At 68.6% G+C, this 19,514-nt stretch carries 26 protein-coding genes, 7 other RNA genes, 2 pseudogenes and 1 riboswitch; of the genes and pseudogenes, 25 read left to right on the plus strand and 10 right to left on the minus strand.

What is annotated here, in order from left to right; genetic code table 11:
- Positions 1–44: 44 nt before the first annotated feature.
- The 19 genes from ABZ281_RS07590 (at position 45) to ABZ281_RS07680 (ending at position 8,529) form a co-directional block, all read left to right on the plus strand.
- Positions 45–108: hammerhead ribozyme type II (locus ABZ281_RS07590), an RNA gene on the plus strand.
- Positions 109–134: 26 nt separating this feature from the next.
- Complete coding sequence (locus ABZ281_RS07595) at positions 135–416, plus strand: hypothetical protein (RefSeq protein WP_356653103.1); 282 nt, start codon at positions 135–137, stop codon at positions 414–416.
- 11 nt (positions 417–427) lie between these two features.
- Positions 428–490: hammerhead ribozyme type II (locus tag ABZ281_RS07600), an RNA gene on the plus strand.
- 25 nt (positions 491–515) lie between these two features.
- Positions 516–1,430, plus strand: a complete 915-nt coding sequence (locus ABZ281_RS07605) for a hypothetical protein (protein ID WP_356653105.1) — start codon at positions 516–518, stop codon at positions 1,428–1,430.
- Positions 1,431–1,437: 7 nt separating this feature from the next.
- Positions 1,438–1,503: hammerhead ribozyme type II (locus tag ABZ281_RS07610), an RNA gene on the plus strand.
- 27 nt (positions 1,504–1,530) lie between these two features.
- The gene (locus ABZ281_RS07615; RefSeq protein WP_356653107.1) at positions 1,531–1,992 is read left to right on the plus strand and encodes a hypothetical protein; all 462 of its coding nucleotides are present in this window, start codon (positions 1,531–1,533) and stop codon (positions 1,990–1,992) included.
- 16 nt (positions 1,993–2,008) lie between these two features.
- An RNA gene (locus tag ABZ281_RS07620) (hammerhead ribozyme type II) lies at positions 2,009–2,072 on the plus strand.
- A 29-nt stretch (positions 2,073–2,101) separates the two neighbouring features.
- Complete coding sequence (locus tag ABZ281_RS07625) at positions 2,102–2,599, plus strand: hypothetical protein (RefSeq protein ID WP_356653109.1); 498 nt, start codon at positions 2,102–2,104, stop codon at positions 2,597–2,599.
- Positions 2,600–2,733: 134 nt separating this feature from the next.
- Positions 2,734–2,796: hammerhead ribozyme type II (locus tag ABZ281_RS07630), an RNA gene on the plus strand.
- Between the two features lie 361 nt (positions 2,797–3,157).
- Positions 3,158–3,222: hammerhead ribozyme type II (locus ABZ281_RS07635), an RNA gene on the plus strand.
- A gap of 52 nt (positions 3,223–3,274) precedes the next feature.
- Complete coding sequence (locus ABZ281_RS07640) at positions 3,275–4,318, plus strand: hypothetical protein (protein WP_356653111.1); 1,044 nt, start codon at positions 3,275–3,277, stop codon at positions 4,316–4,318.
- A gap of 18 nt (positions 4,319–4,336) precedes the next feature.
- An RNA gene (locus ABZ281_RS07645) (hammerhead ribozyme type II) lies at positions 4,337–4,400 on the plus strand.
- 64 nt (positions 4,401–4,464) lie between these two features.
- Complete coding sequence (locus tag ABZ281_RS07650; protein WP_356653113.1) at positions 4,465–4,941, plus strand: hypothetical protein; 477 nt, start codon at positions 4,465–4,467, stop codon at positions 4,939–4,941.
- Positions 4,942–5,084: 143 nt separating this feature from the next.
- Positions 5,085–5,567: a hypothetical protein gene (locus ABZ281_RS07655; protein WP_356653114.1), complete on the plus strand. Its 483-nt coding sequence runs from the start codon at positions 5,085–5,087 to the stop codon at positions 5,565–5,567.
- 224 nt (positions 5,568–5,791) lie between these two features.
- Complete coding sequence (locus tag ABZ281_RS07660) at positions 5,792–6,658, plus strand: hypothetical protein (RefSeq protein WP_356653116.1); 867 nt, start codon at positions 5,792–5,794, stop codon at positions 6,656–6,658.
- 41 nt (positions 6,659–6,699) lie between these two features.
- On the plus strand, positions 6,700–6,999 hold the full coding sequence (locus ABZ281_RS07665; protein WP_356653118.1) for a hypothetical protein: 300 nt from the start codon (positions 6,700–6,702) through the stop codon (positions 6,997–6,999).
- Positions 7,000–7,067: 68 nt separating this feature from the next.
- Positions 7,068–7,406 carry a hypothetical protein gene (locus ABZ281_RS07670; protein WP_356653120.1) on the plus strand — a complete coding sequence of 113 codons (339 nt, stop codon included), beginning with the start codon at positions 7,068–7,070 and terminating at the stop codon, positions 7,404–7,406.
- A 257-nt stretch (positions 7,407–7,663) separates the two neighbouring features.
- Positions 7,664–7,879: a hypothetical protein gene (locus ABZ281_RS07675; RefSeq protein ID WP_356653122.1), complete on the plus strand. Its 216-nt coding sequence runs from the start codon at positions 7,664–7,666 to the stop codon at positions 7,877–7,879.
- A 194-nt stretch (positions 7,880–8,073) separates the two neighbouring features.
- Positions 8,074–8,529, plus strand: a complete 456-nt coding sequence (locus ABZ281_RS07680) for a recombinase family protein (RefSeq protein WP_356653124.1) — start codon at positions 8,074–8,076, stop codon at positions 8,527–8,529.
- 132 nt (positions 8,530–8,661) lie between these two features.
- Here the strand turns inward: ABZ281_RS07680 and ABZ281_RS07685 are convergent.
- The 8 genes and pseudogenes from ABZ281_RS07685 to ABZ281_RS07720 form a co-directional block, all read right to left on the minus strand.
- Positions 8,662–9,954, minus strand: a pseudogene (locus tag ABZ281_RS07685) (alpha/beta fold hydrolase); the annotation flags it as partial.
- Between the two features lie 130 nt (positions 9,955–10,084).
- The gene (locus tag ABZ281_RS07690; protein WP_356653126.1) at positions 10,085–10,858 is read right to left on the minus strand and encodes an urease accessory protein UreD; all 774 of its coding nucleotides are present in this window, start codon (positions 10,856–10,858) and stop codon (positions 10,085–10,087) included.
- Positions 10,855–11,532 carry an urease accessory protein UreG gene (gene ureG / locus ABZ281_RS07695; RefSeq protein ID WP_356653128.1) on the minus strand — a complete coding sequence of 226 codons (678 nt, stop codon included), beginning with the start codon at positions 11,530–11,532 and terminating at the stop codon, positions 10,855–10,857. The genes ABZ281_RS07690 and ureG overlap by 4 nt, the downstream gene beginning before the upstream one ends.
- Positions 11,533–11,646: 114 nt before the next feature.
- The gene (locus ABZ281_RS07700) at positions 11,647–12,321 is read right to left on the minus strand and encodes an urease accessory UreF family protein (RefSeq protein WP_356653130.1); all 675 of its coding nucleotides are present in this window, start codon (positions 12,319–12,321) and stop codon (positions 11,647–11,649) included.
- Between the two features lie 10 nt (positions 12,322–12,331).
- Positions 12,332–14,053, minus strand: coding sequence for an urease subunit alpha (locus tag ABZ281_RS07705; protein WP_356653132.1), 1,722 nt, complete (start codon positions 14,051–14,053; stop codon positions 12,332–12,334).
- On the minus strand, positions 14,046–14,357 hold the full coding sequence (locus ABZ281_RS07710) for an urease subunit beta (RefSeq protein WP_097215330.1): 312 nt from the start codon (positions 14,355–14,357) through the stop codon (positions 14,046–14,048). The genes ABZ281_RS07705 and ABZ281_RS07710 overlap by 8 nt, the downstream gene beginning before the upstream one ends.
- A gap of 12 nt (positions 14,358–14,369) precedes the next feature.
- Positions 14,370–14,672 carry an urease subunit gamma gene (locus tag ABZ281_RS07715; RefSeq protein ID WP_010988499.1) on the minus strand — a complete coding sequence of 101 codons (303 nt, stop codon included), beginning with the start codon at positions 14,670–14,672 and terminating at the stop codon, positions 14,370–14,372.
- A 113-nt stretch (positions 14,673–14,785) separates the two neighbouring features.
- Positions 14,786–14,908 (minus strand): annotated as a pseudogene (locus ABZ281_RS07720) (TetR/AcrR family transcriptional regulator); the annotation flags it as partial.
- A gap of 46 nt (positions 14,909–14,954) precedes the next feature.
- On the opposite strand from ABZ281_RS07720, the gene ABZ281_RS07725 reads away from it, so the two are divergent.
- The 4 genes from ABZ281_RS07725 to ABZ281_RS07740 all read left to right on the plus strand — a co-directional run bounded on the left by ABZ281_RS07725 (position 14,955) and on the right by ABZ281_RS07740 (position 17,163).
- Entirely contained in the window at positions 14,955–15,110 is a 156-nt protein-coding gene (locus ABZ281_RS07725) for an ATP-dependent Clp protease proteolytic subunit (RefSeq protein WP_356653147.1), read from the plus strand.
- A gap of 7 nt (positions 15,111–15,117) precedes the next feature.
- Positions 15,118–15,426: a hypothetical protein gene (locus ABZ281_RS07730; RefSeq protein WP_356653134.1), complete on the plus strand. Its 309-nt coding sequence runs from the start codon at positions 15,118–15,120 to the stop codon at positions 15,424–15,426.
- 335 nt (positions 15,427–15,761) lie between these two features.
- A riboswitch (cyclic di-AMP (ydaO/yuaA leader) is annotated at positions 15,762–15,974 on the plus strand.
- A 3-nt stretch (positions 15,975–15,977) separates the two neighbouring features.
- A complete protein-coding gene (locus ABZ281_RS07735; RefSeq protein WP_356653136.1) occupies positions 15,978–16,451 on the plus strand; it encodes a C40 family peptidase in 474 nt (157 codons plus the stop codon).
- A gap of 82 nt (positions 16,452–16,533) precedes the next feature.
- The gene (locus tag ABZ281_RS07740; protein WP_356653138.1) at positions 16,534–17,163 is read left to right on the plus strand and encodes a DUF6328 family protein; all 630 of its coding nucleotides are present in this window, start codon (positions 16,534–16,536) and stop codon (positions 17,161–17,163) included.
- 138 nt (positions 17,164–17,301) lie between these two features.
- Here the strand turns inward: ABZ281_RS07740 and ABZ281_RS07745 are convergent, their stop codons facing one another.
- Positions 17,302–17,760: an ATP-binding protein gene (locus tag ABZ281_RS07745; protein ID WP_356653140.1), complete on the minus strand. Its 459-nt coding sequence runs from the start codon at positions 17,758–17,760 to the stop codon at positions 17,302–17,304.
- A 212-nt stretch (positions 17,761–17,972) separates the two neighbouring features.
- Between ABZ281_RS07745 and ABZ281_RS07750 the strand changes: the two genes are divergently transcribed.
- Together ABZ281_RS07750 and ABZ281_RS07755 are read left to right on the plus strand one after the other, a co-directional pair.
- Positions 17,973–18,833 (plus strand): helix-turn-helix transcriptional regulator, encoded by an 861-nt coding sequence (locus tag ABZ281_RS07750; protein ID WP_356653142.1) that lies wholly within the window; start codon positions 17,973–17,975, stop codon positions 18,831–18,833.
- A 9-nt stretch (positions 18,834–18,842) separates the two neighbouring features.
- The gene (locus ABZ281_RS07755; protein WP_356653144.1) at positions 18,843–19,073 is read left to right on the plus strand and encodes a DUF397 domain-containing protein; all 231 of its coding nucleotides are present in this window, start codon (positions 18,843–18,845) and stop codon (positions 19,071–19,073) included.
- 51 nt (positions 19,074–19,124) lie between these two features.
- Here the strand turns inward: ABZ281_RS07755 and ABZ281_RS07760 are convergent.
- The coding region (locus tag ABZ281_RS07760; protein ID WP_356653146.1) for an aminotransferase class I/II-fold pyridoxal phosphate-dependent enzyme at positions 19,125–19,514 on the minus strand (390 nt) is incomplete at its 5' end.

The raw sequence follows: 19,514 nt of genomic DNA on the forward strand, positions 1-19,514 counted from the left end.
TCAAGGGTCTGGGCGAGATTGTCGCCTGACCCCCAGTTCCAACATGCCGAAACTCCCGAAGGGAGTCGTCACGGGGTGGTGCCCGTGGCCTGACGACGGCAGCCGCTCAAGTCAGTTCTGAGAGGAGAGAACACATGGGCAACGAGACCGCCGAGTTCACGGTCCCCGTGGAAAAGGTCACCATCCACTTCACGGGCACGATCGTGGTGGATGTCGCACTGGTCGACTGCGAAGGCAGGGCCCGCACGATGGAGGACGCGGTCCGCCAGGTGCTCGGGGACATCGAGTCCGAAATCAACGAGCATCTGATGTACAGCGACGACTCCCGCGAGGACACAGACCTCGTGCAGGCGATCCACCAGCTGAACATCGGGGAGACCGCCCAGGCGGAGGACGGCGACGTCTCCCAGAAGTAGTCCGATCAACCAGCCGAAACGCCGGGAGGCGTCGTCGTGGGGTGGTGCCCACGGCCTGATGACGGCAGCCGCTGAAGTCAGTTCTGAGAGGAGAGAGTTATGGCAATGCAGCCTGTACGGGTCCAGCTCGACGACTCGCCGATCTTCGAAGCGACGGCCGATCTGGGCGACAGGTGGAACAACTTCCTGCGGCCCCGGTTCAATCTGGACCAGATTCGCACGGTCGCCGAGTACACGCAGGCCATGAACCGCGAGCACGGTGTCGACTGGGAGACGGTTCACGTCGTCGATCAGGCCACTGCGAACCGGTTCGCCAAGGAAGGTGAGCCGGCGGTGCAGAGGTCCGCCCTGGTGCTGTTGGTGTCCTGGCAGTTCACGCTGGGCTCCGATGGCCCCTCGAAGTGGGTGACCGTGGTCGACCCCGACCCGGATGGTCTGTACGACATCGGGGGCGGTAGCTGGGCGTGGTCGTACATACCCGAGCCTGACCGGATCCCCGTCGAGGAGTTGAAAGGGCTGGCCGGCCGGCACGTCCACTTTGTGGGCGAGTTCGACGACCCGTGGGACGTCTACACCCACGAGGTCGCTCTGAACGACTGGCGGCAGCACTACACCAACTTCAGCCGCGACAAGCAGCCCGTCGAGAACAGCTACTTCTCGATCTCCGACGCACTCGACATCGAGTGGGACGAGGCGGCGGAGTTGATCGCCGACCTCCCGGTCTGCTTCGTGATGACCGGGGACATGGAGCTGGGTCTGTGCCCGACGTCCAGGGACGCGGGTTGGCAGTGGTCCCTGATCGAGGCGTTCACGCGCCTGGGGGTCCTGCCACCCACCAACGACCTGTACCTGCCCGACCGGATGGACATCCCCCGCTCCCCCGAGCTGATCCGCTACCTCATGGCGGCGTTCCGGGCGGGCGTCGCCCACGAGGTCAAGGTCAAGCAGGACCTGGCCGCCAACGCATCTGAGTACCTCGCCAAGATCGAGGCCAAGGTCCTCGCCAGCAAGTAGTCCGACAAGCCGAAACCTCCTGAGAGGAGGTCGTCGTGGGGTGGTGCCCACGGCCTGATGAAGGCAGCCGCTGAAGTCAGTGTTCGAGAGGAGAGAGCCCATGAATGATGGTGTCAAGACGGTCCACACGCAGTTCGCCGGCTCAGTGGAGCTGAGCGTGGACGCTTCGGCGGACCTGGCGGCCCTGACGACGGCCGCAGTGCGGGACATCCGGTACCAGCTCGCCGAGCGGTGGGAGCCGGAGTATGACCCGACCTCGCCCTTGAACAGCCTGATCGTCGACAAGGTCACTACGGAGGTCCGGCCCGTCTTCACAGGCGGGGAGGACTTCGCTGCGCGGCTGGCCGCACTCGCAACGGCGAGGGACGAGTACATGAAGTTCCGGGCGGAGTGGGTCGAGACTCGCGACCAGTTCCGGGACGAGGACGGCGACATCCGCGCTGACCTCCGCGAGGAGTACGAGAAGAAGGTGGCCGAGTACGACGCCGGATTCAACGACCTCTGCGACACGCTCGCCGAGGCAGCCACCAGCGTGCTCTTGGCCGTGCCGCCGACCGAGTAGAACGACTGGTCCAACATGCCGAAACCTCCGAGGGAGGTCGTCACGGGGTGGTGCCCGTGGCCTGACGAAGGCAGCCAACTGCGCAGTCAGCTTTGAGAGGAGAGAGCACGTGAGTGTTGAAGCGATATCCGTGGAGCAGCGCGCGTCCAACGGGTTCGAGTTCCTGAGCCTGCGCGGTCCGGAGGGCTGGCGCGAGCGCATCAACCGGGACCTGCTCGACATCGACCACGGGTACTTCTGCGTCCTCGGCCAGGTCTACGCCGAAGAGGCGGAGGGCGAGGGTTACGAGTACGCGCTCGGTGAGTTGGCGTTCGGTGTTAAGGGAGGCGTCGAGGACCTGGTCTTCTTCGGGTTCTACTCGCTCCGCGGCAATGAGGACGGTCCGGCGCTGACCAAGGCGTGGCGTGCCCTCCTCGCCGGCGAAACGGAGCCGGTCGAAGCTCCGGTGGTGCACGGCGAGGAGCAGGTGAAGGAGGACCAGTGCGGCTACCAGTCCGCCTACGGTCTGCCGTGGTCCGAGTTCTGCATCTTCCCCAAGGGCGAGGACTCTGACTTCTGCCCCGGACACGAGCGCGACCACTTCGAGCAGTACGGGCGGCGCGTGTGAAGGGGTTCCGGATCAGGGTGGTTCACCGGTCCTGGATCTACAAGGGCGTGGTCCGCAAGTCGCGCGAGCTGTACCGGTCGATCGATGGAGGTCCCTGGCACTGCATCGGTGTCGACCTCTGACCAATCCAACGCAGCCGAAACTCCGGGAGGAGTCGTCGTGGGGTGGTGCCCACGGCCTGATGAAGGCAGCCAATGCGCACGTCAGTGCTGAGAGGAGAGAGCACATGGGCAAGGAGGGGGCGCGAAGAGACTGTGCCAAGAAAGCGTACGACTGGCGATCGGCTAATCGCGCAGCCGGGCGGAAGGAAGCCCTGGGCGGTGTGCCTATGTACGTCACGCTGTGCTTCGACGGGTGCGGCCAAGGTGTCTTCCACCTGACCAGAAGTCGGCCATCACCGTCGAATGCAGCGAAGGTCGAGCGGGTCGGTAGCCCGACCAAGCAGAAGCGATCTCAGCGCAAGCGACGAGCAGAACGCCAGAAGGCGGCACTTCGTCCCCAGATCTGCGTGTGGGAGGGCGAAGGGGGCTCGTACAGCGACTGATCCGAGCTACGACAAGCCGAAACCCCTGGAAGGGGGTCGTCGCGGGGTGGTGCTCGCGGCCTGACGACGGCAGCCGTCAGCGTTGAGAGGAGAGAGCGTTGAGTTCTTCAGATGTGCGCATGCCGAACTGGATGTCTGGCGTTGCGCTCGGGGAGGGTCTGGTCGACTCCATCACCCGGCATCACGAAGACCGCCTGCGCCGGAAGGGCGCGAGCGAGTTGGTCCGGTTGGTGCTCGGGCAGGAGATCGACGAGGCCCGGCTCCCGGAGTCCCGTTCGGACATGCTCTGGTTCGAGTCGATGCTGTCCTCGGCCTGCATGGTCGGGGCCGCGAAGATCTGGAGGAGGACTCGGGTCGTCTACGACGTCAACCCCGACTTCGGAGCCAGCCTCGTCGACATGGAGCTGGATGCCGAGTTTCCGGGCGAGGTGCTCAAGCGCCTCCCCCACCCGGATCCGGTGTTCGTCTTCCGCGAGCCCCACATCCGGACGATGCCATCCGGGGAGGACGTCGCTGTCCGCGGGTTCCTCGTCACGTGCCGGCCGTCAATGAACTCTGTGGCCAGCACGATGCACGTGGACCTGGAGGACGACGAGACGCCGTACCTGGTCGTCATGATCGTCGATGTTCTGCCGAAGTCCGGCAAGGACAAGCGCCGAGGGTTCGTCGAACTGAAGGTTCCCCGTCGAGACGGCAAGACCACCGTTGGGCAGATCATCGGTGAGATCGGCATCTTCCACGGGACGCACGACGGTTACGCGACTCCCAACGACGAGACAGCGCTGAAGCGGTTCCTGTCGGAGGCGGCTCTGATCGCCGTATCGCACATGCTCTACGCGTGCTGCGACAACCCCGATGCTGAAGAGGCATCCGCCCCGGCTCACGCGACTCGGGTAAAGAAGGGCAGCAAGCCCAAGCGTCAGACCCGCGTCCTTCGACTGGGCTGGCGCCTGGGCCCGGCGATCCGTCGTTTCAACGCTGGTATCGAGCGCCTGCGGGCGCTGGGGCCCAGCACAGGCAGGTCGCTCCTTCCCCATGTGCGTCGAGGCCACCCGCACACCGTCCTGTACGGGGTCGCCAAGTCGCTCCGCAAGGTGAAGTGGTTCCCGCCGACCCTGGTCAACGCGGACAGGTTCGGCGCCGAAGCCGAGGGCATCATCGTGCCCTTCGAGTAGCTGGCGACCACACCAACAAGCCGAAACCTCCGAAGGAGGTCATCCCGAGGCGATGCTCGGGGTCTGACGATGGCAGTCAGTTGGTGAGAGGAGAGAACACGCACCCGGCGATAGGTTAGCCAGACACCGTCGGTGAAAGGAACGCTGTGGAAGAGCAGGTCGAGTGGCTCAGGCCCGAATTTCAGGGTCGAGAGGACGAGCTGTCCTCCGTCAACGAGCTGGCCAAGCGCGCGGACGTGCAGCCGCACACGGTGAGCAGTTGGATCCGCCGGCACGCGAGCTTCCCCGAGCTGGTCATGATCAAGCGCGGGTCGGTGACGACGAAGTACTTCGTCACCGCGGAGTTCGATAAGTACCGGCGCGTACAGGAACAGGTCGCCAAGCAAGCGCGCACCAAAAAGTCAGCCGGCCCCCGCACACCTGCCACCATCGCTCGGGAGCGCCTGGAGGACCTCAAGGCGCAGGATGCCAAGCTGGCGGCGGAGGAGAAGGAGCTGTCGGAGAAGCTGGCTGTTGTCCTTCGCCGCCGCCACCAGCTCGACGAGGAAATGGGTTCAGTGCGCAAGCGCCTGGAGAAGGAGCTGACCACCATCCAAGAAGTTCTGGGCACAGAGCAGCCCTGAGGGCGTAGCCGGGTTCGAATCCCGGCCAGGGCACCATGCGGCAGTAAACCTCTGTCGCAGTCGTGAGGAGAGAGATCCGCATGGCTCGCAGAGGTGTCCTTCGCTGACTTCCCCTGCCGCCGTGCGGCGTCAAGGAGGAAGTAATGCAGGACGAGACGGCTCGCAACGTCAACAGGGCGAGCCACCAGGGGTTCATGGAGCGACTGCGCGAGCAGTGGGAGGCACAGCCGACCGAGCAGCACGAGTTCCTCGGACTGACCGGCATGGACTACAACGACTGGCTGGAACACCGTCACGCCTGGCCGGTCGACGCGGACGGCAACTGCCGGATCCACTCCGAGCTGGAGGAGTTCCCGGCGAAGGAGTGCAGGGTCTGCTCGACGTTGATCAAGCGCTACGAGCAGGAGTACGGCGTGGGTAAGGCCGACGCCGAGGAGCTGAGGCTGGAGATCGCGCGGCTGGAGCGGCGCCTCGGCGAGTACGAGATCGCGGTCAAGCGGCTGAGCCGCACGGCTCCGAACGGTGAGCAGGTCCTCAAGGAGCTGGACGAGGGCCTGACGCGAGCCAACGACAATCACCACACGGAAATGGCCAAGCTCACCGCTTCGAGGGCCGGATCCCACTAGCACCACCGCCCGGCCCCGGATTTGTCCGAGGAGGCAGCAGCGGGGTTCGATCCCCCGCCCGGGCACCAGGGGCCTCCGGTCACCACACCTCTTCTCCCGGAGGCCCCCACCATCTTCGCCTCCGAGGAGGCGAGCTAGGGCTAGTAGCCCACAGTGCAGCAGAGAAAGGGTCCCGCCGGGTGGTCCGGCGGGGCCCTCTGCTGTTTTGAGAGGAGAGAGCAGGAATGGAACAGCGCACCGACAAGAAGACGCTGGAACTGACCAGAGAGATGGTCAAGGCCATGGCGGCGCACATCCAGGGGGGTGTGAGCAGGTACCCGGCGCTGCGCGATCTGGTGCCGTACGTGATGGCTGGCATCAAGCAGGTTCCGGATGGTCTCATCCCGACCCGTCCGGATGACCGCCGCGAGATGGCGGCAATGGGCCGCGACGCCGCGATTCACGAGTTGTGGAGGGGCGGCAAGGCGGTTCTCGCGATGGACGAGTACCTGCTGGCCAGCCTCTCGGAGTCGCCGGCTGAACTGCCGACGGCTGCGGTAAGAAGCCTGGAGTACAGGAATCCCCTCATCGTCCTCACCACCCCGGACTTCTCGGACGAGGACACGCAGTACTACAGGGAAAAGATCGGGATCCCCTTCGTCGCCTACACGTTCGGGCGGTGGGACAACGGGCAGCTCCTGTGCTCCACGAAGGACGACAGGTTCGAGGACCTGGGCGTGATGTTCGTCGGGTACATCGCGACCCCCGAAGGGCTGGTGCTTCAAACCCTGCGGTGCACTGTGCCGCTGGGCAAGCAGTCCACCACCGTCGCTGACGCAGTCGCGCGTACGGTGAGCGGTTTCCACTTCAGCGACGACCTGGCGGAGAAGGACATCACTCGGCTGGCGACGTGGCTGCGCAGGTACCTCACGCAGGTGCTGCACACCGTGTCGTACGCCGACAGCAACCCGCAGGACGCCGAGGTGTACCGCCCGCCGACGAAGCCCGCCAAGGGCAAGAAGGCCCGTCGCCCGCGGCTGGAGGAGGTAACCGAGTTCGTGAAGCTCGGCGCCGGACTCAGCCGTGAGCTGCGGGACCTGAAGGAGTCCTAGAACTAGTCGGCCTGAGCAGTTGTGGAGCGAGAGGAGAGGCGATGGAAGAGGAAAGCGGCGACGGAATCCGAGAGGCCCTGGCCAGCATGAAGGCTGGCAGGGAGTGGGACCGGGCCAACCCATCGAACCCAGTGTGCCTGGGATGCCAGCGTCGGGAACGCCTGGAAGACCTCACAGAGGGGCTGTGCATCGAATGCGAGGACTCGATCTTGTTCCTCAACACGGGGTGCCGATTCGGCAAGATCCCTTGCTGCGGTAACGACGACTGTCGGCTGCCGTTCGCCCCGGACGAGTTGGCGCGGTTGGAAGAGATAGCGCGGCTGAGGAAGACCGAGGGCTGATCGGTCTGAGCAGTCGAGGAGCCTGTCAGTGGTCTCTGGCAGGCTCCTTTTCCCTGAGAGGAGAGAGCATGACCGACCGGAAGCCGGGACTTCGGCTGACCGACGAGGAGCTGGGCACGATCCGGGTCATGGTGGAGCAGTCTTGGCGCTTCGCTCCGGACCCCCGATTCATCCGGCAGGTGCTGGAGGAGGACTCGGCATCGCAGACCACCATCCGCGGTGGACGCCACTACGGCTGGTACACCAGCGGTGTCCCAGACATCGTCCTGGGTGAGTTCGCCAGGTCGCTGATCGGCGAGAGCGTCCCCGAGACGCTGCCCACGTACGAGGCGTGGCAGTCGTGGAAGGCGCGGGTCGCCGACGCGCACATGGAGTGGGTGCGCAAGCAGGATGAGGCCGGCCGGTGAGCAAGAAGCGTAGGCCCCAGCGGCTTGTCCCTGTGGTCTCCATGAACGGTGTCCCTGCCACGGCCGCAGTACCGACGGGGGCGCCTGAGGCGGACGGAGGGTTGCAGCCGGCGCTTGCACTCGTAAGCACGGGCCAGGATTCCCGCGAGGAGATCAACACGTTTCTCAGGCGCCACCACTTCGCACCGCGAGGCGAGTTCGCTCGGGCGAAAGACTCGCAGGCGCGGTGGACGATCGAGCGAGATGGGCGGGTCACGGTGACGTTCCTGGCCGATGGCGGCGTCGACCACGTCGCGCTGCCGCCCAGCGGTCCCATCCGTCAGTGGTCGTCTCTGACCCTCGTTACGGGTGGGACGCTGGCGGTGTGGTTCCTCCCGGAGATGGAGGCATTCGGCCCGGAAGACATCAGCCGGCGGATCACTCCGGGCGGCGGTGAGTGGTGGCGCCTGAGCGTCGGTTTCGTGCCGGCGTGAGCGCCCGGTCTGTCACAGCGGTGTGGCAGGCTTTCAGTCCATGAGGGGAGAGAGCGTGGATAGCAGTGACTCCTGGACTCCTACTGCGACGTTGTCGTACATGAATCCGCAGGGAGAGGCTGTGGTGGTCACCATGGCGCTGACGGAATCCGGTTTGGCCGACGTTCTGACCGCCATGGAGAACGGACAGGCGGATGAATGATCGGGGGGACGGCGTGAGCGAAAGTCCGCGGGTGGCGGTTTACACCAGAGTGGCGAGGGCCGGTAATCCGGTGGCCCAGGACTTGCAGCAGTTCGAGTGCTGGGACTGGGCGGAAACGCGGGGCATGGAGATCGCACATGTCTACCGCTCGGTCGGCCAGAACGACCTTTTCCTCGATCTGCTGAACGACATCGCCGCCGGAAAGTACGACGCGGTGGTGGCCAGCAAGCACAACCGCTACAGCCGGCATGCAGTAAAGGTGGTCACGCTCACGGAGGTGGCGCGGAAGCACGGCGTCGCGGTGCACGTCGTGGAGTGGGACGACCTCGACCTCACGTCGCCGACTGGCCAGTTCCGGTTGGACCTGATGGGCGGCTTCGAGGACCTGGAGAGGGAGCGCGCCATCGCTGAAGAGCAGGTGCGCAAGTCTCGGAAGGGCCTGTCCTAGGTCCGCGAAAAGTGCTGAAGCCCCCGGCTCCTATATGGAGCGCGGGGGCTTCGTCATGTCTGGTTCCGCGTTTCGCCTGGTCAGGCGGCTATCAGGGCATCTTCCAGGTTGATGACGTAGGTGAACGATCCGCCAGGCGTTGGCCCAGGTCATGAACGGGTGGTCCGTGTGGAGCCGGGTGTTGTCCCGGTCCCACTTGCGCCAGCTGGTGGGCCACTTGGCGTCGGCGCACTCGACGGCGGTGTAGACGGCGTTGCCGTTCTCCGAGGACGCGTTGCCCGCCGTGTCGGACAGATCCGGGGCGGCGGCGTCGACGAGCGCCTGGGTGTCGCCGGCGACGTACTTGCTGAAGACCGACGCGACCGGCGCCCAGGTGGAGTCGTAGTACGGGGCGCTCTGGAAGAAGGAGATGAGCTCGGCCGGGCCGACGACCCCGCCGATCGGGTTCTTCTTCGCGGTGGCACGCAGCTCCAGCCACTTCGCCTGGACGGCGGCGCGGGTGGTGCCCAGGTGGTAGGTCGCGTCGTTCTGGGCGACCCAGTCCTGCCAGTCCTTCCAGCGGCCCTCGAACGCGACGTCCTGGTCCAGGTTGGCCTGGTACCAGATCTTGTCCCTGGAGGGGTTGACGACGCTGTCGACGACCATGCGGCGCACGTGGCCGGGGAAGAGCGTGCCGTAGACGGCGCCCAGGTAAGTGCCGTAGGAGACGCCGAGGAAGTTGAGCTTCTTCTCGCCGAGGGCGGCGCGGATGACGTCGAGGTCGCGCGCGGTGTTCGGCGTGGTCATGTGCGGCAGCATCGCGCCGCTGCGCTCCTGGCAGCCCTCGGCGTACGCGCGGGCCAGCTTGCGCTGGACGAGCTTGTCTGCCTCGGAGTCGGGCACCGGGTCGGCCTTGGGTGCCTTGACGAACTCCTGCGGGTCGACGCAGGAGATGGGCGCGGACTTGCCGACACCGCGCGGGTCGAAGCCCACGAAGTCATAGGCCTTGGCCGCGTTGGCCCAGACGGCGTTCTTGCTGGTGACCCGGGCGGGGAAGCGCAGCCCGGAGCCGCCGGGGCCGCCGGGGTTGTAGACGAGCGCGCCCTGCCGCTCGTCCTTCGTGCCCGTGTTGCCGATGCGGTCGACGGCGAGCTTGATCTGCTTGCCGTAGGGCTTGGCGTAGTCGAGCGGCACGGTGACGTACCCGCACTGGATCGGCTTGGCCAGGTTCCAGTCTGCGGGGCAGTCCTGCCAGTCGATGCCGGCCTTCGCGGCCCGGGCGGCGGCGATCGCGGCGCCGCGGGCCTCCCGGCCCTGGCCGTGGCCGCTGCCCGCGCTCGCGTTCGCGGTGGGCGCCGCGACGGCGCCGGCGAGCAGCGTGGCCGTGACGAGCGCGCCGGCCGAACCGAGCGCCGCCACCCGCTTCTTAGGTCTCGAACCCCTCAAGGGGGACCTCCCCGTACCTCGTTGCGATCAGTACGGGGGATCCTCCCGGTTGTGAGGTCCCTGACAACAGGGCCGGACGCCCTTCTTTGCCAATCCGATAAACGGAGAGAGCGTGCTGCTCTACGGACAACTACTCCCGCGGGAGCGACGCCAACGCCTCGTCGAGCAGCCGCCGCAGCCTGAGGGCGTCCGGCGCCACCGCGGTCACCAGTGCGGCGGGCCCGGCGAGCGGCACGACCGAGGCGCCCTCCCCCAGCACCGTCGCGGCCACCGGCTCGGCGGCGAACTCCGGGCGTACGACGACCAGTTGTCCGACGGCCCGATGCCCCGCCAGGACGGCGGGCCCGTCCCAGCCGCCCGGCGCACCGGGCCCACAGGTCAGTTCCTGGTCGAGCACGGCCTGCCCGGCGATCCGCACGGTCAGACGGCTCGCGAGACGCCCGGGTTCCTCGCCGGCGCGTCCGAGCACCTGTTCCTCGCGCAGCACGAGCCGGGCGGTGGGTGCGAGCTCGACGCGGGTGGTGACGTACAGGTCACTGCCCTGGGCGGAGATCAACTGCTCCGGCATCCAGTGCAGTTCGCCATGACCGGCGACCTCGAACCGGACGTCGTAGCGGGCTTCGCCCTTCACCTGCCCGGGCAGCGCGATGGTGGCGGCGGCCGACCCGACGGACAGCCGCGCCCCCTCCTCCACCCGTCCTTCCACGGTGAAGTGGTCACCGCCGAGCGGCCCGCTCATCGCGCCGACCAGCATCACCCGGGCCTCGGAGCCGGTGGCCCGGGTGCGCCGCAGCGCCATGGGTCCGTCGCTCTCCAGCACGGGCAGCGAGGTCCCGCCGCGCCCGTCGTCCCGGGCGACGATCCGTGCGAGGGACCGCACCCCGGCACCGGTACGCACGTTCACGCGGTCCACGCGGCGAGCTGCGCACGCACCCACGCGGCGACATCCGCCACTCCGGCCTCGCTCCGCAACGACTGGAAGACGACCGGCAGTTCGGCACGCTGCGCCTTGGCGTCGGCGGCCATCCGGTCGAGGTCGGAGCCGACGTACGGGGCGAGGTCGGTCTTGTTGACGACGAGCAGGTCGGCGGTGGTCACACCCGGTCCGCCCTTGCGCGGGATGTCGTCGCCCCCGGCCACGTCGATCACGAAGATCTGCGCGTCGACGAGCCCCTTGGAGAAGGTCGCGGTGAGGTTGTCCCCGCCGGACTCCACGAGCACCAGATCCAGCGGCCCGACCGCGTCCTCCAGGTCCTCCACCGCCTCCAGGTTCGCGGAGATGTCGTCGCGGATCGCGGTGTGCGGGCAGGCACCCGTCTCCACGGCGGTGATCCGCTCCGGCGGCAGCACGGCCTCGCGGAGCAGGAACTCGGCGTCCTCGCGCGTGTAGATGTCGTTGGTGACGACGGCGAGTGCCAGCTGGTCCCTGAGCGCCCGGCAGAGCGCGGCGACGGTGGCGGTCTTCCCGGATCCGACGGGGCCGCCGAGTCCGATGCGGAGCGCTCTGCGGGTGCCGTCGGGGCGGTGGGCGTCCGCACCGAGGGCGGCGGAGGTGTCACGGTGGTGTTCGAGGTGCATGTGCGGCTCCTTGTACTCGTGTCGGGTGCGGATGGGCGAGGGCCGGCCGCGCTCACGCGGCGGAGCGCATATCGAACACGGCCCCGCGCCCCGGAGTGGGTTACCCGAGCGCCCTTATGACGCGAACAGGCGTACTGGCCATGCCGCATGCACCTCCGCCCCGAGCTCCAGCAACGGCGCCGATCCCGCCGGCAGGACGTCGACCCCCTCGTCGACCGCCGTCCGGGCCGTCTCCACCGCCCGGTCCGCGACCCGGTCCACCTCCGGCGCCAGGCGGGCCAGCACCCGCGTCGCGTCGAACGGATCCAGACTCAGCAACCGCACGGTCGCCGACGCCGGCCCGCTCACGCTCTCGTACGCCGCGCAGTACGCCGCGTCCACCGGCCCCAGCCCCGCCGCCCGGGCCGCCAGGCCCAGCACCACGGGCTGGTGGGCCCCCTTGGGGAACTCCTCACCGAGCGCGTCCAGTTCGGCGGACGGCCAGGTCGCACGGGCGGCCCGCAGCAGTTGCCGTCCCAGCTTCCGCGCGGCGACCCGCAGCGCGGGGGACGGCGTCCGCGCGTCCGCGGCTCGGTCCAGCGCGACCGGATCGATCCCGAGCGCCGCGGCCGCGGACAGCCCCGCCGCCGTCAGCCCCGCCGTGTGCAACCGCCCACGGCAGAACTCCCGCAGGCTCGCCGCCCCACTGATCCGCCCGGCCTTGACCGCCGCCTCGGCACCGCCGGAGTGCGCATGTCCTCCGGCGGGAAACCGCCCGTCGGCCAGGACGAGAAGCGCTGCACGCGACATCAGACCACCCTCAGAACAGGAAGTACCGCTGGGCCATGGGCAGTTCGGCCGCCGGCACCGCCTCGACCAGCTCCCCGTCGATGTGCACGGCGAAGCTGTCAGGATCGACCCGGACCTCGGGCCGGGCGTCGTTCTCGCGCATGTCGGCCTTGGTGACCCCGCGCGTCGACTCGATCGCGGCGAACCGCTTGCCGAGCCCCAGCCGCTCCGGCAGACCCGCCTCGACGGCCAGGGGCGCGACGAAGTTGACGGAGTTGGAGGCCGGTGCCCGCCCGATGGCCCCGTACATCGGCCGCGGCAGGATCGGCTGCGGAGTGGGGATCGAGGCGTTCGCGTCGCCCATCTGCGCGTACGCGATCTGCCCGCCCTTGATGACGAGCTGCGGCTTCACGCCGAAGAACGCAGGCTCCCAGAGCACCAGGTCGGCCAGCTTGCCGCTCTCCACCGACCCGACCTCCCCGGCGAGGCCCTGGGCGAGCGCCGGGTTGATCGTGTACTTGGCGACATAGCGGCGTACCCGGCGGTTGTCGGCCCGTCCGTCCCCGGGCAGCGCGCCCCGCCGTCGCTTCATCACGTGCGCGGTCTGCCAGGTGCGCATGACGACCTCGCCGACGCGTCCCATGGCCTGGGAGTCGGAGGAGATGATCGAGATCGCGCCCAGGTCGTGCAGCACGTCCTCCGCCCCGATCGTGGAGGGACGGATCCGGGACTCGGCGAAGGCCAGGTCCTCCGGCACCGCCGGGTTGAGGTGGTGGCACACCATCAGCATGTCGAGGTGTTCCTCGGCGGTGTTGACGGTGAACGGCCTGGTCGGGTTGGTGGAGCTGGGCAGCACGTACGACTCGGAGACCACGGTCATGATGTCCGGCGCGTGCCCGCCGCCGGCGCCCTCGGTGTGGTACGCGTGGATGCCCCGTCCGGCGATCGCGGCCAGGGTGTCGCCCACGAATCCGGCCTCGTTGAGGGTGTCGGTGTGGATGGCGACCTGGATGCCGGTCCGTTCGGCGACGGTCAGCGAGGCGTCGATGACGGCCGGGGTGGAGCCCCAGTCCTCGTGCAGCTTCAGGCCGAGTGCGCCGCCGCGGATCTGGGACAGCATCGCCTCGTGGGAGACGGTGTTGCCCTTGCCGAGCAGGCCGATGTTGAGCGGAAAGGCCTCCATCGCCTCCAGCATCCGGGCGAGATGCCAGGGGCCGGGGGTCACGGTGGTGGCCTTGGACCCCTCCGCGGGGCCCGTGCCGCCGCCGACGAGGGTCGTGATACCCGAGGAGAGCGCCTCGTCGGCGATCTGCGGGCAGATGAAGTGGACGTGCGCGTCGATCGCGCCCGCCGTGAGGATCCGCCCGTTGCCGGCGATGATCTCGGTCTCCGGGCCGATGACCAGGTCCGGGTGGACGCCGTCCATGGTGTCGGGGTTGCCGGCCTTGCCGATGCCGGTGATCCGGCCGTCGCGGATGCCGACGTCGGCCTTGACGATCCCCCAGTGGTCGATGATCACCGCACCGGTGATCACGGTGTCCGGCGTGCCGTCCGCCCGCGTGGCCCGCGCCTGGCCCATGGACTCGCGGATGACCTTGCCGCCGCCGAAGACCGCCTCGTCACCGGCGAGTCCCGGGCCGCCGGAGCGGTCCTCCTCGATCTCGACCAGCAGGTCGGTGTCGGCGAGGCGGATCCGGTCGCCGGTCGTCGGACCGAACAGGTCGGCGTACGCGGCACGCGAGATCTCAGGCATCGAGGGCACCTCCGGTCTCCCCGCGCAGACCGGGCACCACACGGGCCCCGGCCAGCGGCACGAGTTCGACGTCGACGGGGATCCCGGGCTCGAAGCGCACGGCCGTGCCGGCGGCGACGTTGAGCCGCCTGCCGCGCGCTGCGGCGCGGTCGAACTCCAGGCCGGGGTTGGCCTCGGCGAAGTGGTAGTGGGAGCCGACCTGGACGGGCCGGTCGGCGGCGTTGAGGACGGTGAGGCGGACGACCTCGCGGCCCTCGTTGTAGGCAATCGGCCCGTCGGCGAAGAGGATCTCTCCGGGAATCACGGCGGCTCCCCGTCAGACGATCGGGTCGTGGACGGTGACGAGCTTGGTGCCGTCCGGGAAAGTGGCTTCGACCTGGACGTCGTGGATCATCTCCGGGATGCCCTCCATGACATCGTCCCTGGTCAGGAGCTTGCGCCCGGAGGACATGAGTTCGGCGACGGTACGGCCGTCCCGGGCGCCCTCGAGGATGTGCGAGGTGATGAGCGCGACCGCCTCGGGGTGGTTGAGCTTCAGCCCGCGGGCCCGGCGCTTCTCGGCCACGTCGGCCGCTACGTGGATCAGCAGCCGTTCTTGCTCGTGCGGGGTCAGTTGCACGTCCCACCTCACAGTCGTCACTCCGGGCCGTGCGGGGCCCGGTCGCCGCGGCCACGGGGCAAAGTGCCAGGTGGCGTGGATCGGCAGGCTAATTGCGCCGCGTTTCGGGCACGTTAACCGAGCTGTGATCCACCGGTGTCCCCGGCACGCATGCCCGTCAGTGCCCGCAGACCGTCCCGGAGGACCTCGACCGGGGCGGGTCCGAAGAGGGACAGCTGCGCGATGAACCCGAGCACGATCCAGGCCGACGAGTTGACGCGCATCCGGAGCCGGATGGAGGAGATGCTCGCGCTGCACACGGGCCGCACCCGGGAGCAGGTGAGCGCGGACATCGAGCGGGACAAGATCCTCACCGCCCAGGAGGCGGTGGAGTACGGCCTGGTGGACGGGATCATCCCCAGCCGCAAGGCCACCCTGGCACCGCCGACCGGCCGATGAGGCACCGGTGCTCCCGCCCGAACTGCCACCACTGCCAGCCCTGACGCGCGCCGAGGCGGAACTGATCGACCGTTATCTCGACGTCATCGACCTGCTCGGCCGCATCAACCCGGCCCAGGACGGCGACACCTACCGCGGACTGCGCACCGCCCGGGCCCTGGTGGGCAAGGCGACCGCACTGCGTGACGCGCTGGCCCTGATGCACCGGCGGGGCGAGACGGAGCTGCACGCCGACACGCCGGCCCGGGCACTGCGGGTACTGGACGGTGAGCGGCGCACCGCCCGGCTTACCCTGCCCCCGGAGTCCGTCAGTTGACGCGGTACCGCCGGTCCGGACGCACGCGCCGCCGGCGACGCGTCCGGGGCTGAGTTGAAACGGACCAAAAGACGTACCCCTGTTCGGAGTAGGTGGGAAACAGATTTTGGGACCGTTCCGGTTGCGCAACGCGCGTAGCCAGTGGACGAAATAGGGCATTCCGTCGCTGGTCCGGAGCTCCGCGAACCCGTGGACAGTGGCTCGAACGCACACGTGTCCACACGAACGGGTGAGTGGTGAGTAACAACACAAATCCCCGGTTCCGTTGGGAAATCCGGACAGGCATGAGCCAAGATCCCTTTCGACGACAAGCCCCCGCCGCTGTGGCGGGGCGATCCGGGCGGACGCCGAGTCCTGCCGCCGCCCGGATGACCGGTCGACAGGAGTGGATCGGCAGGAGTGGAGGACCCGAGCACGACGGGTCGCCGGGACGGTCACGCCATGACCGGACCCGAGCAGCCCTTGGGGTGAAGCCGCGTCAGCGGCCGGGCAACTTTGTCAGCCCGAATCCGACAGGTCATCCTTCACAGGCGGCTGACGAAGGGTTGCGCATGACTGCGCTCAATCGTGTCCCGTCGCTCATGGCCCGGGCCGGCACCGCCTCGGCGCTCACCATCGCCGCGGTGGGCGGCTCCATCGTGGCGCCGGGCTTCGCATCCGAGGCCGCGGCGGCCACACCGGCGACCAAGGCACTCCAGATCGCGGCCTCCAAGAAGGGTTCGCCCTACAGGTACGGAGCCACCGGCCCGCACCGGTTCGACTGCTCCGGGCTCACGCTCTACTCATTCAAGAAGGCCGGCAAGAAGCTCCCGCGCACGGCTGCCCAGCAGTACAACAAGACGCACCACATCTCCGCCAGGAACCGCAAGGCGGGAGACCTGGTGTTCTTCCACTCGGGCAGCAACGTGTACCACGTCGGTATCTACGCGGGTAAGAACAAGCTCTGGCACTCCCCGAAGAGCGGGGACGTGGTGCGACTGCAGAAGATCTGGACCAAGAGTGTCTGGTACGGACGCGTGAAGTGATCCGCCCGGCGTGCGGCGGCCTCCTTGACGCGCCGCCGCACGCCGGAGCGTGAAACGGGCTCATGTGGATACCCGTGCCACCATGGCCGAGCACCGCCCCTGCACCGCGCGCAACGAGACGCCGCTGCAACGCGCCGACCGCAACTTCGTCGAGCTGCTCCAGGAACTCCGCGTCACCCAGACGGGCGTGCAGATCCTCTTCGCCTTCCTGCTGTCGCTGGCCTTCACCCCGCGCTTCGAGGACCTCGACACGGTCCAGCGCGTCACCTACGTCAGCACGCTGCTGCTGGCGGTGCTGGCCGCCGCCCTCTTCACCGCTCCGGCCGCGCTGCACCGCTCCCTCTTCCAGCAGGGCGCCAAACCCCGCATCGTGCAGGTCTCCTCGCGCCTGGCCACCACCGGCCTGAGCGTGCTGGTGTTCGCGTTCAGCGGTTCGGTGCTGCTGGTGGTCGACGTGACCACGGGCCGGACCGGCGGTATCGCCGCGGGCGCCGCGACCTTCCTGGTCTGCGTGGGCCTGTGGGGGCTGCTCCCGCGGCTGGTGCGGCGGGCGGGGCCGCGTGAGGAGGCGGGGGGCACCGGGGAGACCACCGAGGAGGAAACAGCCCGGGGCGACGTCGGGATCCCCGCACCGCTGCGGCACACCGTCGGGCAGCCGTCAGGGCTTCGAGGGGCGGCAGCGCACCGGGAGGTGTCGGCGCGGCGCCGGTGAGGGCCGCGGTCTCCGACGGGGGCGGGAGGCAAGAGGGGGCGTCAGGGCCGTGGGGACGGCCCGGATGTGGGTCGCGCGGGCCGGGGGGGGACCGAGGGGGACCCACTGGACATGCCTTTCGGGTCCTGCTGCGTGTGACTACGGCTCCTGCTGCACCGCGGTCGCCACCGGCTGGACCGGGACGACCCAGGGAAGTTCGATCGAGATGGTCTTGCCGCCCTCGCGCGTGGGGCGGATACGGAGCCTGCCGCCGCACTCCGCGGTCAGCCAGCGGATGATGACCAGGCCACGGCCGTTGTCCTGCTGGACGGCGGCCGGCAGGCGTCTGGGGAAGCGTGGGTGGCTGTCCGTGACACCGACGCGCAGATGCTCGTCACGGTCCAGCTCGACGTCCACGGTGAACGTCGGCGACTGACCGAAGGTGTGCTGGACGGCGTTGGTGGCGAGTTCGGAGATGATGAGCCGGACGGTGTCGGACACTTCCGTGTCCGCCGGCAGGCCCCACTCCGCCAGCGTGCCCACCACGTAGGCACGCGCTGCGGAGACCGAGGCGGAATCGCTCGGCAGAGTGACGGATGCTTCCAGATGGTCTGCCATGGCGACGTCGTCCTTTCCCACGGGACCGGAGTCCGACACGGAGCGGATGGTTCGAGTACGGTCCCGGACTGGTGCTTCGTCGCCAGACTGCCACCAGAACACCCCTGAAGGGCGGCGATCCACCAAGAGATGCATATATCTGTCGCTCAAAGCGGTGAACTCTGCGACGCGAGACCGTATTTGGGTGGCTCGGAAGGAGTAAGGAGGAGCCCATGCAGCACGGTCCCGCGGTGCGCCGCCGGAAACTGGGCGCCGAACTGCGTGCGCTGCGCACCTCTGCGGGGCTCACGAGCGGTGAGGCGGCCCGGCTGGTGGACTGGCACCAGTCCAAGGTCAGCCGGATCGAGACGGGCACGAGCGGGGTGAAACCGGCCGATGTACGGTTACTTCTCGACGCCTACGGTGTGGCAGACTCCCAACTTCGCGAACTGCTCATGGTGTTGGCAGGGTCCGACGACAGCGGCGGCCGGCACCACTGGTGGCACGCCTACCGGGGGGTGCTGCCGCCGACCTACCGGGACTTCATCAGCCTGGAGTCGCAGGCCGGCGCCATGCGCACGCTGGAGACCACCGTCGTCCCGGGCCTGCTCCAGACGCCCGAGTACGCGCGTGCGGTGACGAGGGCCGCGGTGGAGGGACTTCCCGAGGACCGGCTCGACACGCTGGTCGAGGTGCGGCTGGCCCGACAGGACGTGCTGCGCGCGGATCCCCCGCTGGAACTCAGTGCCGTCCTGGACGAGGCGGTGCTGCGCCGGGAGGTGGGCGGCCCCGGGGTCATGGCCCGCCAGTTGGAACGGCTGGTCGAGGCGGCCCGGCTGCCCCAAGTGCGCCTCCAGGTATTGCCGTTCGCCGCCGGGGCGCACATCGGCGTCACCGGCCCTTTCGTAATCTTCTCATTTTCGAGCACTTCTGATCTGGATGTGGTTGTTCTCGACCACTTGACGAGTAGCCTCTACCTCGAACGGAAAGAAGACCTCCAGGCCTACACGGAGGCCTTCAACGCCCTTCAGATCCACGCCCTTTCGCCCGAGGACTCGTTGGATTTCATCGCCGGGACAGCCGGCGGCGCGTAAGGAGGCACCATGCGTGCACTGCCTCGTCACGTCCCCTCAAGCATCGAACTGCACGGTGTGCGGTGGTTGCGCAGCAGCTACAGCACCGGTGCGAACAACTGCGTCGAGACCGCGTGTCCGGATGCCCCGCCCTGGGCCGAGCTGCTCGCCGTGCGCGACTCCAAGGACCCGGCCGGACCCGCGCTGCTCTTCTCTCCGGGGAGCTGGGCGGCGTTCGCGGCCGGGGTGGAGCGCATGTAACCGCGTTCGATCAGGCCGTCATCGTGCGACGCACGGCCGTGTCACGCCGACTCATGGCCGCGTCTCGCCGATCAGTCGTACAGCGCGTTCGATCTGCTGAGCGGTCAGGTCCGCGCGTGCGGTCAGCCTGAGCCGTGAGATGCCGTCCGGCACGGAAGGGGGCCGGAAGCACCCCACGGCCAGGCCCGCCGCGCGGCACTGCGCCGCCCAGCGCACGGCGCCCTCGGGGGAGGGCGCCCGCACCGAGACCACCGCTGCGTCCGGACGCACCGCTTCCAGACCCGCGGCGGTCAGGCGTGCGTGCAGTTCGCCGGCCACCGCGCGGGCCCGTGCCGCCCGCTCCGGCTCACGGCGCAGCAGCCGCAGGGCCGACAGCCCTGCGGTACATCGCCGGGTGGGCGCGCTCCCTGGTCGCCTACATGCGCCAGCAGCGCCTCGAAC

The sequence above is a fragment of the Streptomyces sp. NPDC006265 genome (assembly GCF_040613555.1).
Classification (GTDB): domain Bacteria; phylum Actinomycetota; class Actinomycetes; order Streptomycetales; family Streptomycetaceae; genus Streptomyces.

What these genes read in the sequence shown, in the direction of transcription:
- ABZ281_RS07745 (WP_356653140.1), bottom strand. Translation starts at nt 17,760, where the DNA reads ATGGCAGACCATCTGGAAGCATCCGTCACTCTGCCGAGCGATTCCGCC.
- ABZ281_RS07755 (WP_356653144.1), top strand. Translation starts at nt 18,843, where the DNA reads ATGCGTGCACTGCCTCGTCACGTCCCCTCAAGCATCGAACTGCACGGT.
- ABZ281_RS07655 (WP_356653114.1), top strand. Translation starts at nt 5,085, where the DNA reads ATGCAGGACGAGACGGCTCGCAACGTCAACAGGGCGAGCCACCAGGGG.
- ABZ281_RS07735 (WP_356653136.1), top strand. Translation starts at nt 15,978, where the DNA reads ATGACTGCGCTCAATCGTGTCCCGTCGCTCATGGCCCGGGCCGGCACC.
- ABZ281_RS07670 (WP_356653120.1), top strand. Translation starts at nt 7,068, where the DNA reads ATGACCGACCGGAAGCCGGGACTTCGGCTGACCGACGAGGAGCTGGGC.
- ABZ281_RS07605 (WP_356653105.1), top strand. Translation starts at nt 516, where the DNA reads ATGGCAATGCAGCCTGTACGGGTCCAGCTCGACGACTCGCCGATCTTC.
- ABZ281_RS07615 (WP_356653107.1), top strand. Translation starts at nt 1,531, where the DNA reads ATGAATGATGGTGTCAAGACGGTCCACACGCAGTTCGCCGGCTCAGTG.
- ABZ281_RS07640 (WP_356653111.1), top strand. Translation starts at nt 3,275, where the DNA reads ATGTCTGGCGTTGCGCTCGGGGAGGGTCTGGTCGACTCCATCACCCGG.
- ABZ281_RS07705 (WP_356653132.1), bottom strand. Translation starts at nt 14,053, where the DNA reads ATGCCTGAGATCTCGCGTGCCGCGTACGCCGACCTGTTCGGTCCGACG.
- ABZ281_RS07725 (WP_356653147.1), top strand. Translation starts at nt 14,955, where the DNA reads ATGCTCGCGCTGCACACGGGCCGCACCCGGGAGCAGGTGAGCGCGGAC.
- ureG (WP_356653128.1), bottom strand. Translation starts at nt 11,532, where the DNA reads ATGCACCTCGAACACCACCGTGACACCTCCGCCGCCCTCGGTGCGGAC.
- ABZ281_RS07665 (WP_356653118.1), top strand. Translation starts at nt 6,700, where the DNA reads ATGGAAGAGGAAAGCGGCGACGGAATCCGAGAGGCCCTGGCCAGCATG.
- ABZ281_RS07680 (WP_356653124.1), top strand. Translation starts at nt 8,074, where the DNA reads ATGAATGATCGGGGGGACGGCGTGAGCGAAAGTCCGCGGGTGGCGGTT.
- ABZ281_RS07660 (WP_356653116.1), top strand. Translation starts at nt 5,792, where the DNA reads ATGGAACAGCGCACCGACAAGAAGACGCTGGAACTGACCAGAGAGATG.
- ABZ281_RS07740 (WP_356653138.1), top strand. Translation starts at nt 16,534, where the DNA reads ATGGCCGAGCACCGCCCCTGCACCGCGCGCAACGAGACGCCGCTGCAA.
- ABZ281_RS07750 (WP_356653142.1), top strand. Translation starts at nt 17,973, where the DNA reads ATGCAGCACGGTCCCGCGGTGCGCCGCCGGAAACTGGGCGCCGAACTG.
- ABZ281_RS07595 (WP_356653103.1), top strand. Translation starts at nt 135, where the DNA reads ATGGGCAACGAGACCGCCGAGTTCACGGTCCCCGTGGAAAAGGTCACC.
- ABZ281_RS07700 (WP_356653130.1), bottom strand. Translation starts at nt 12,321, where the DNA reads ATGTCGCGTGCAGCGCTTCTCGTCCTGGCCGACGGGCGGTTTCCCGCC.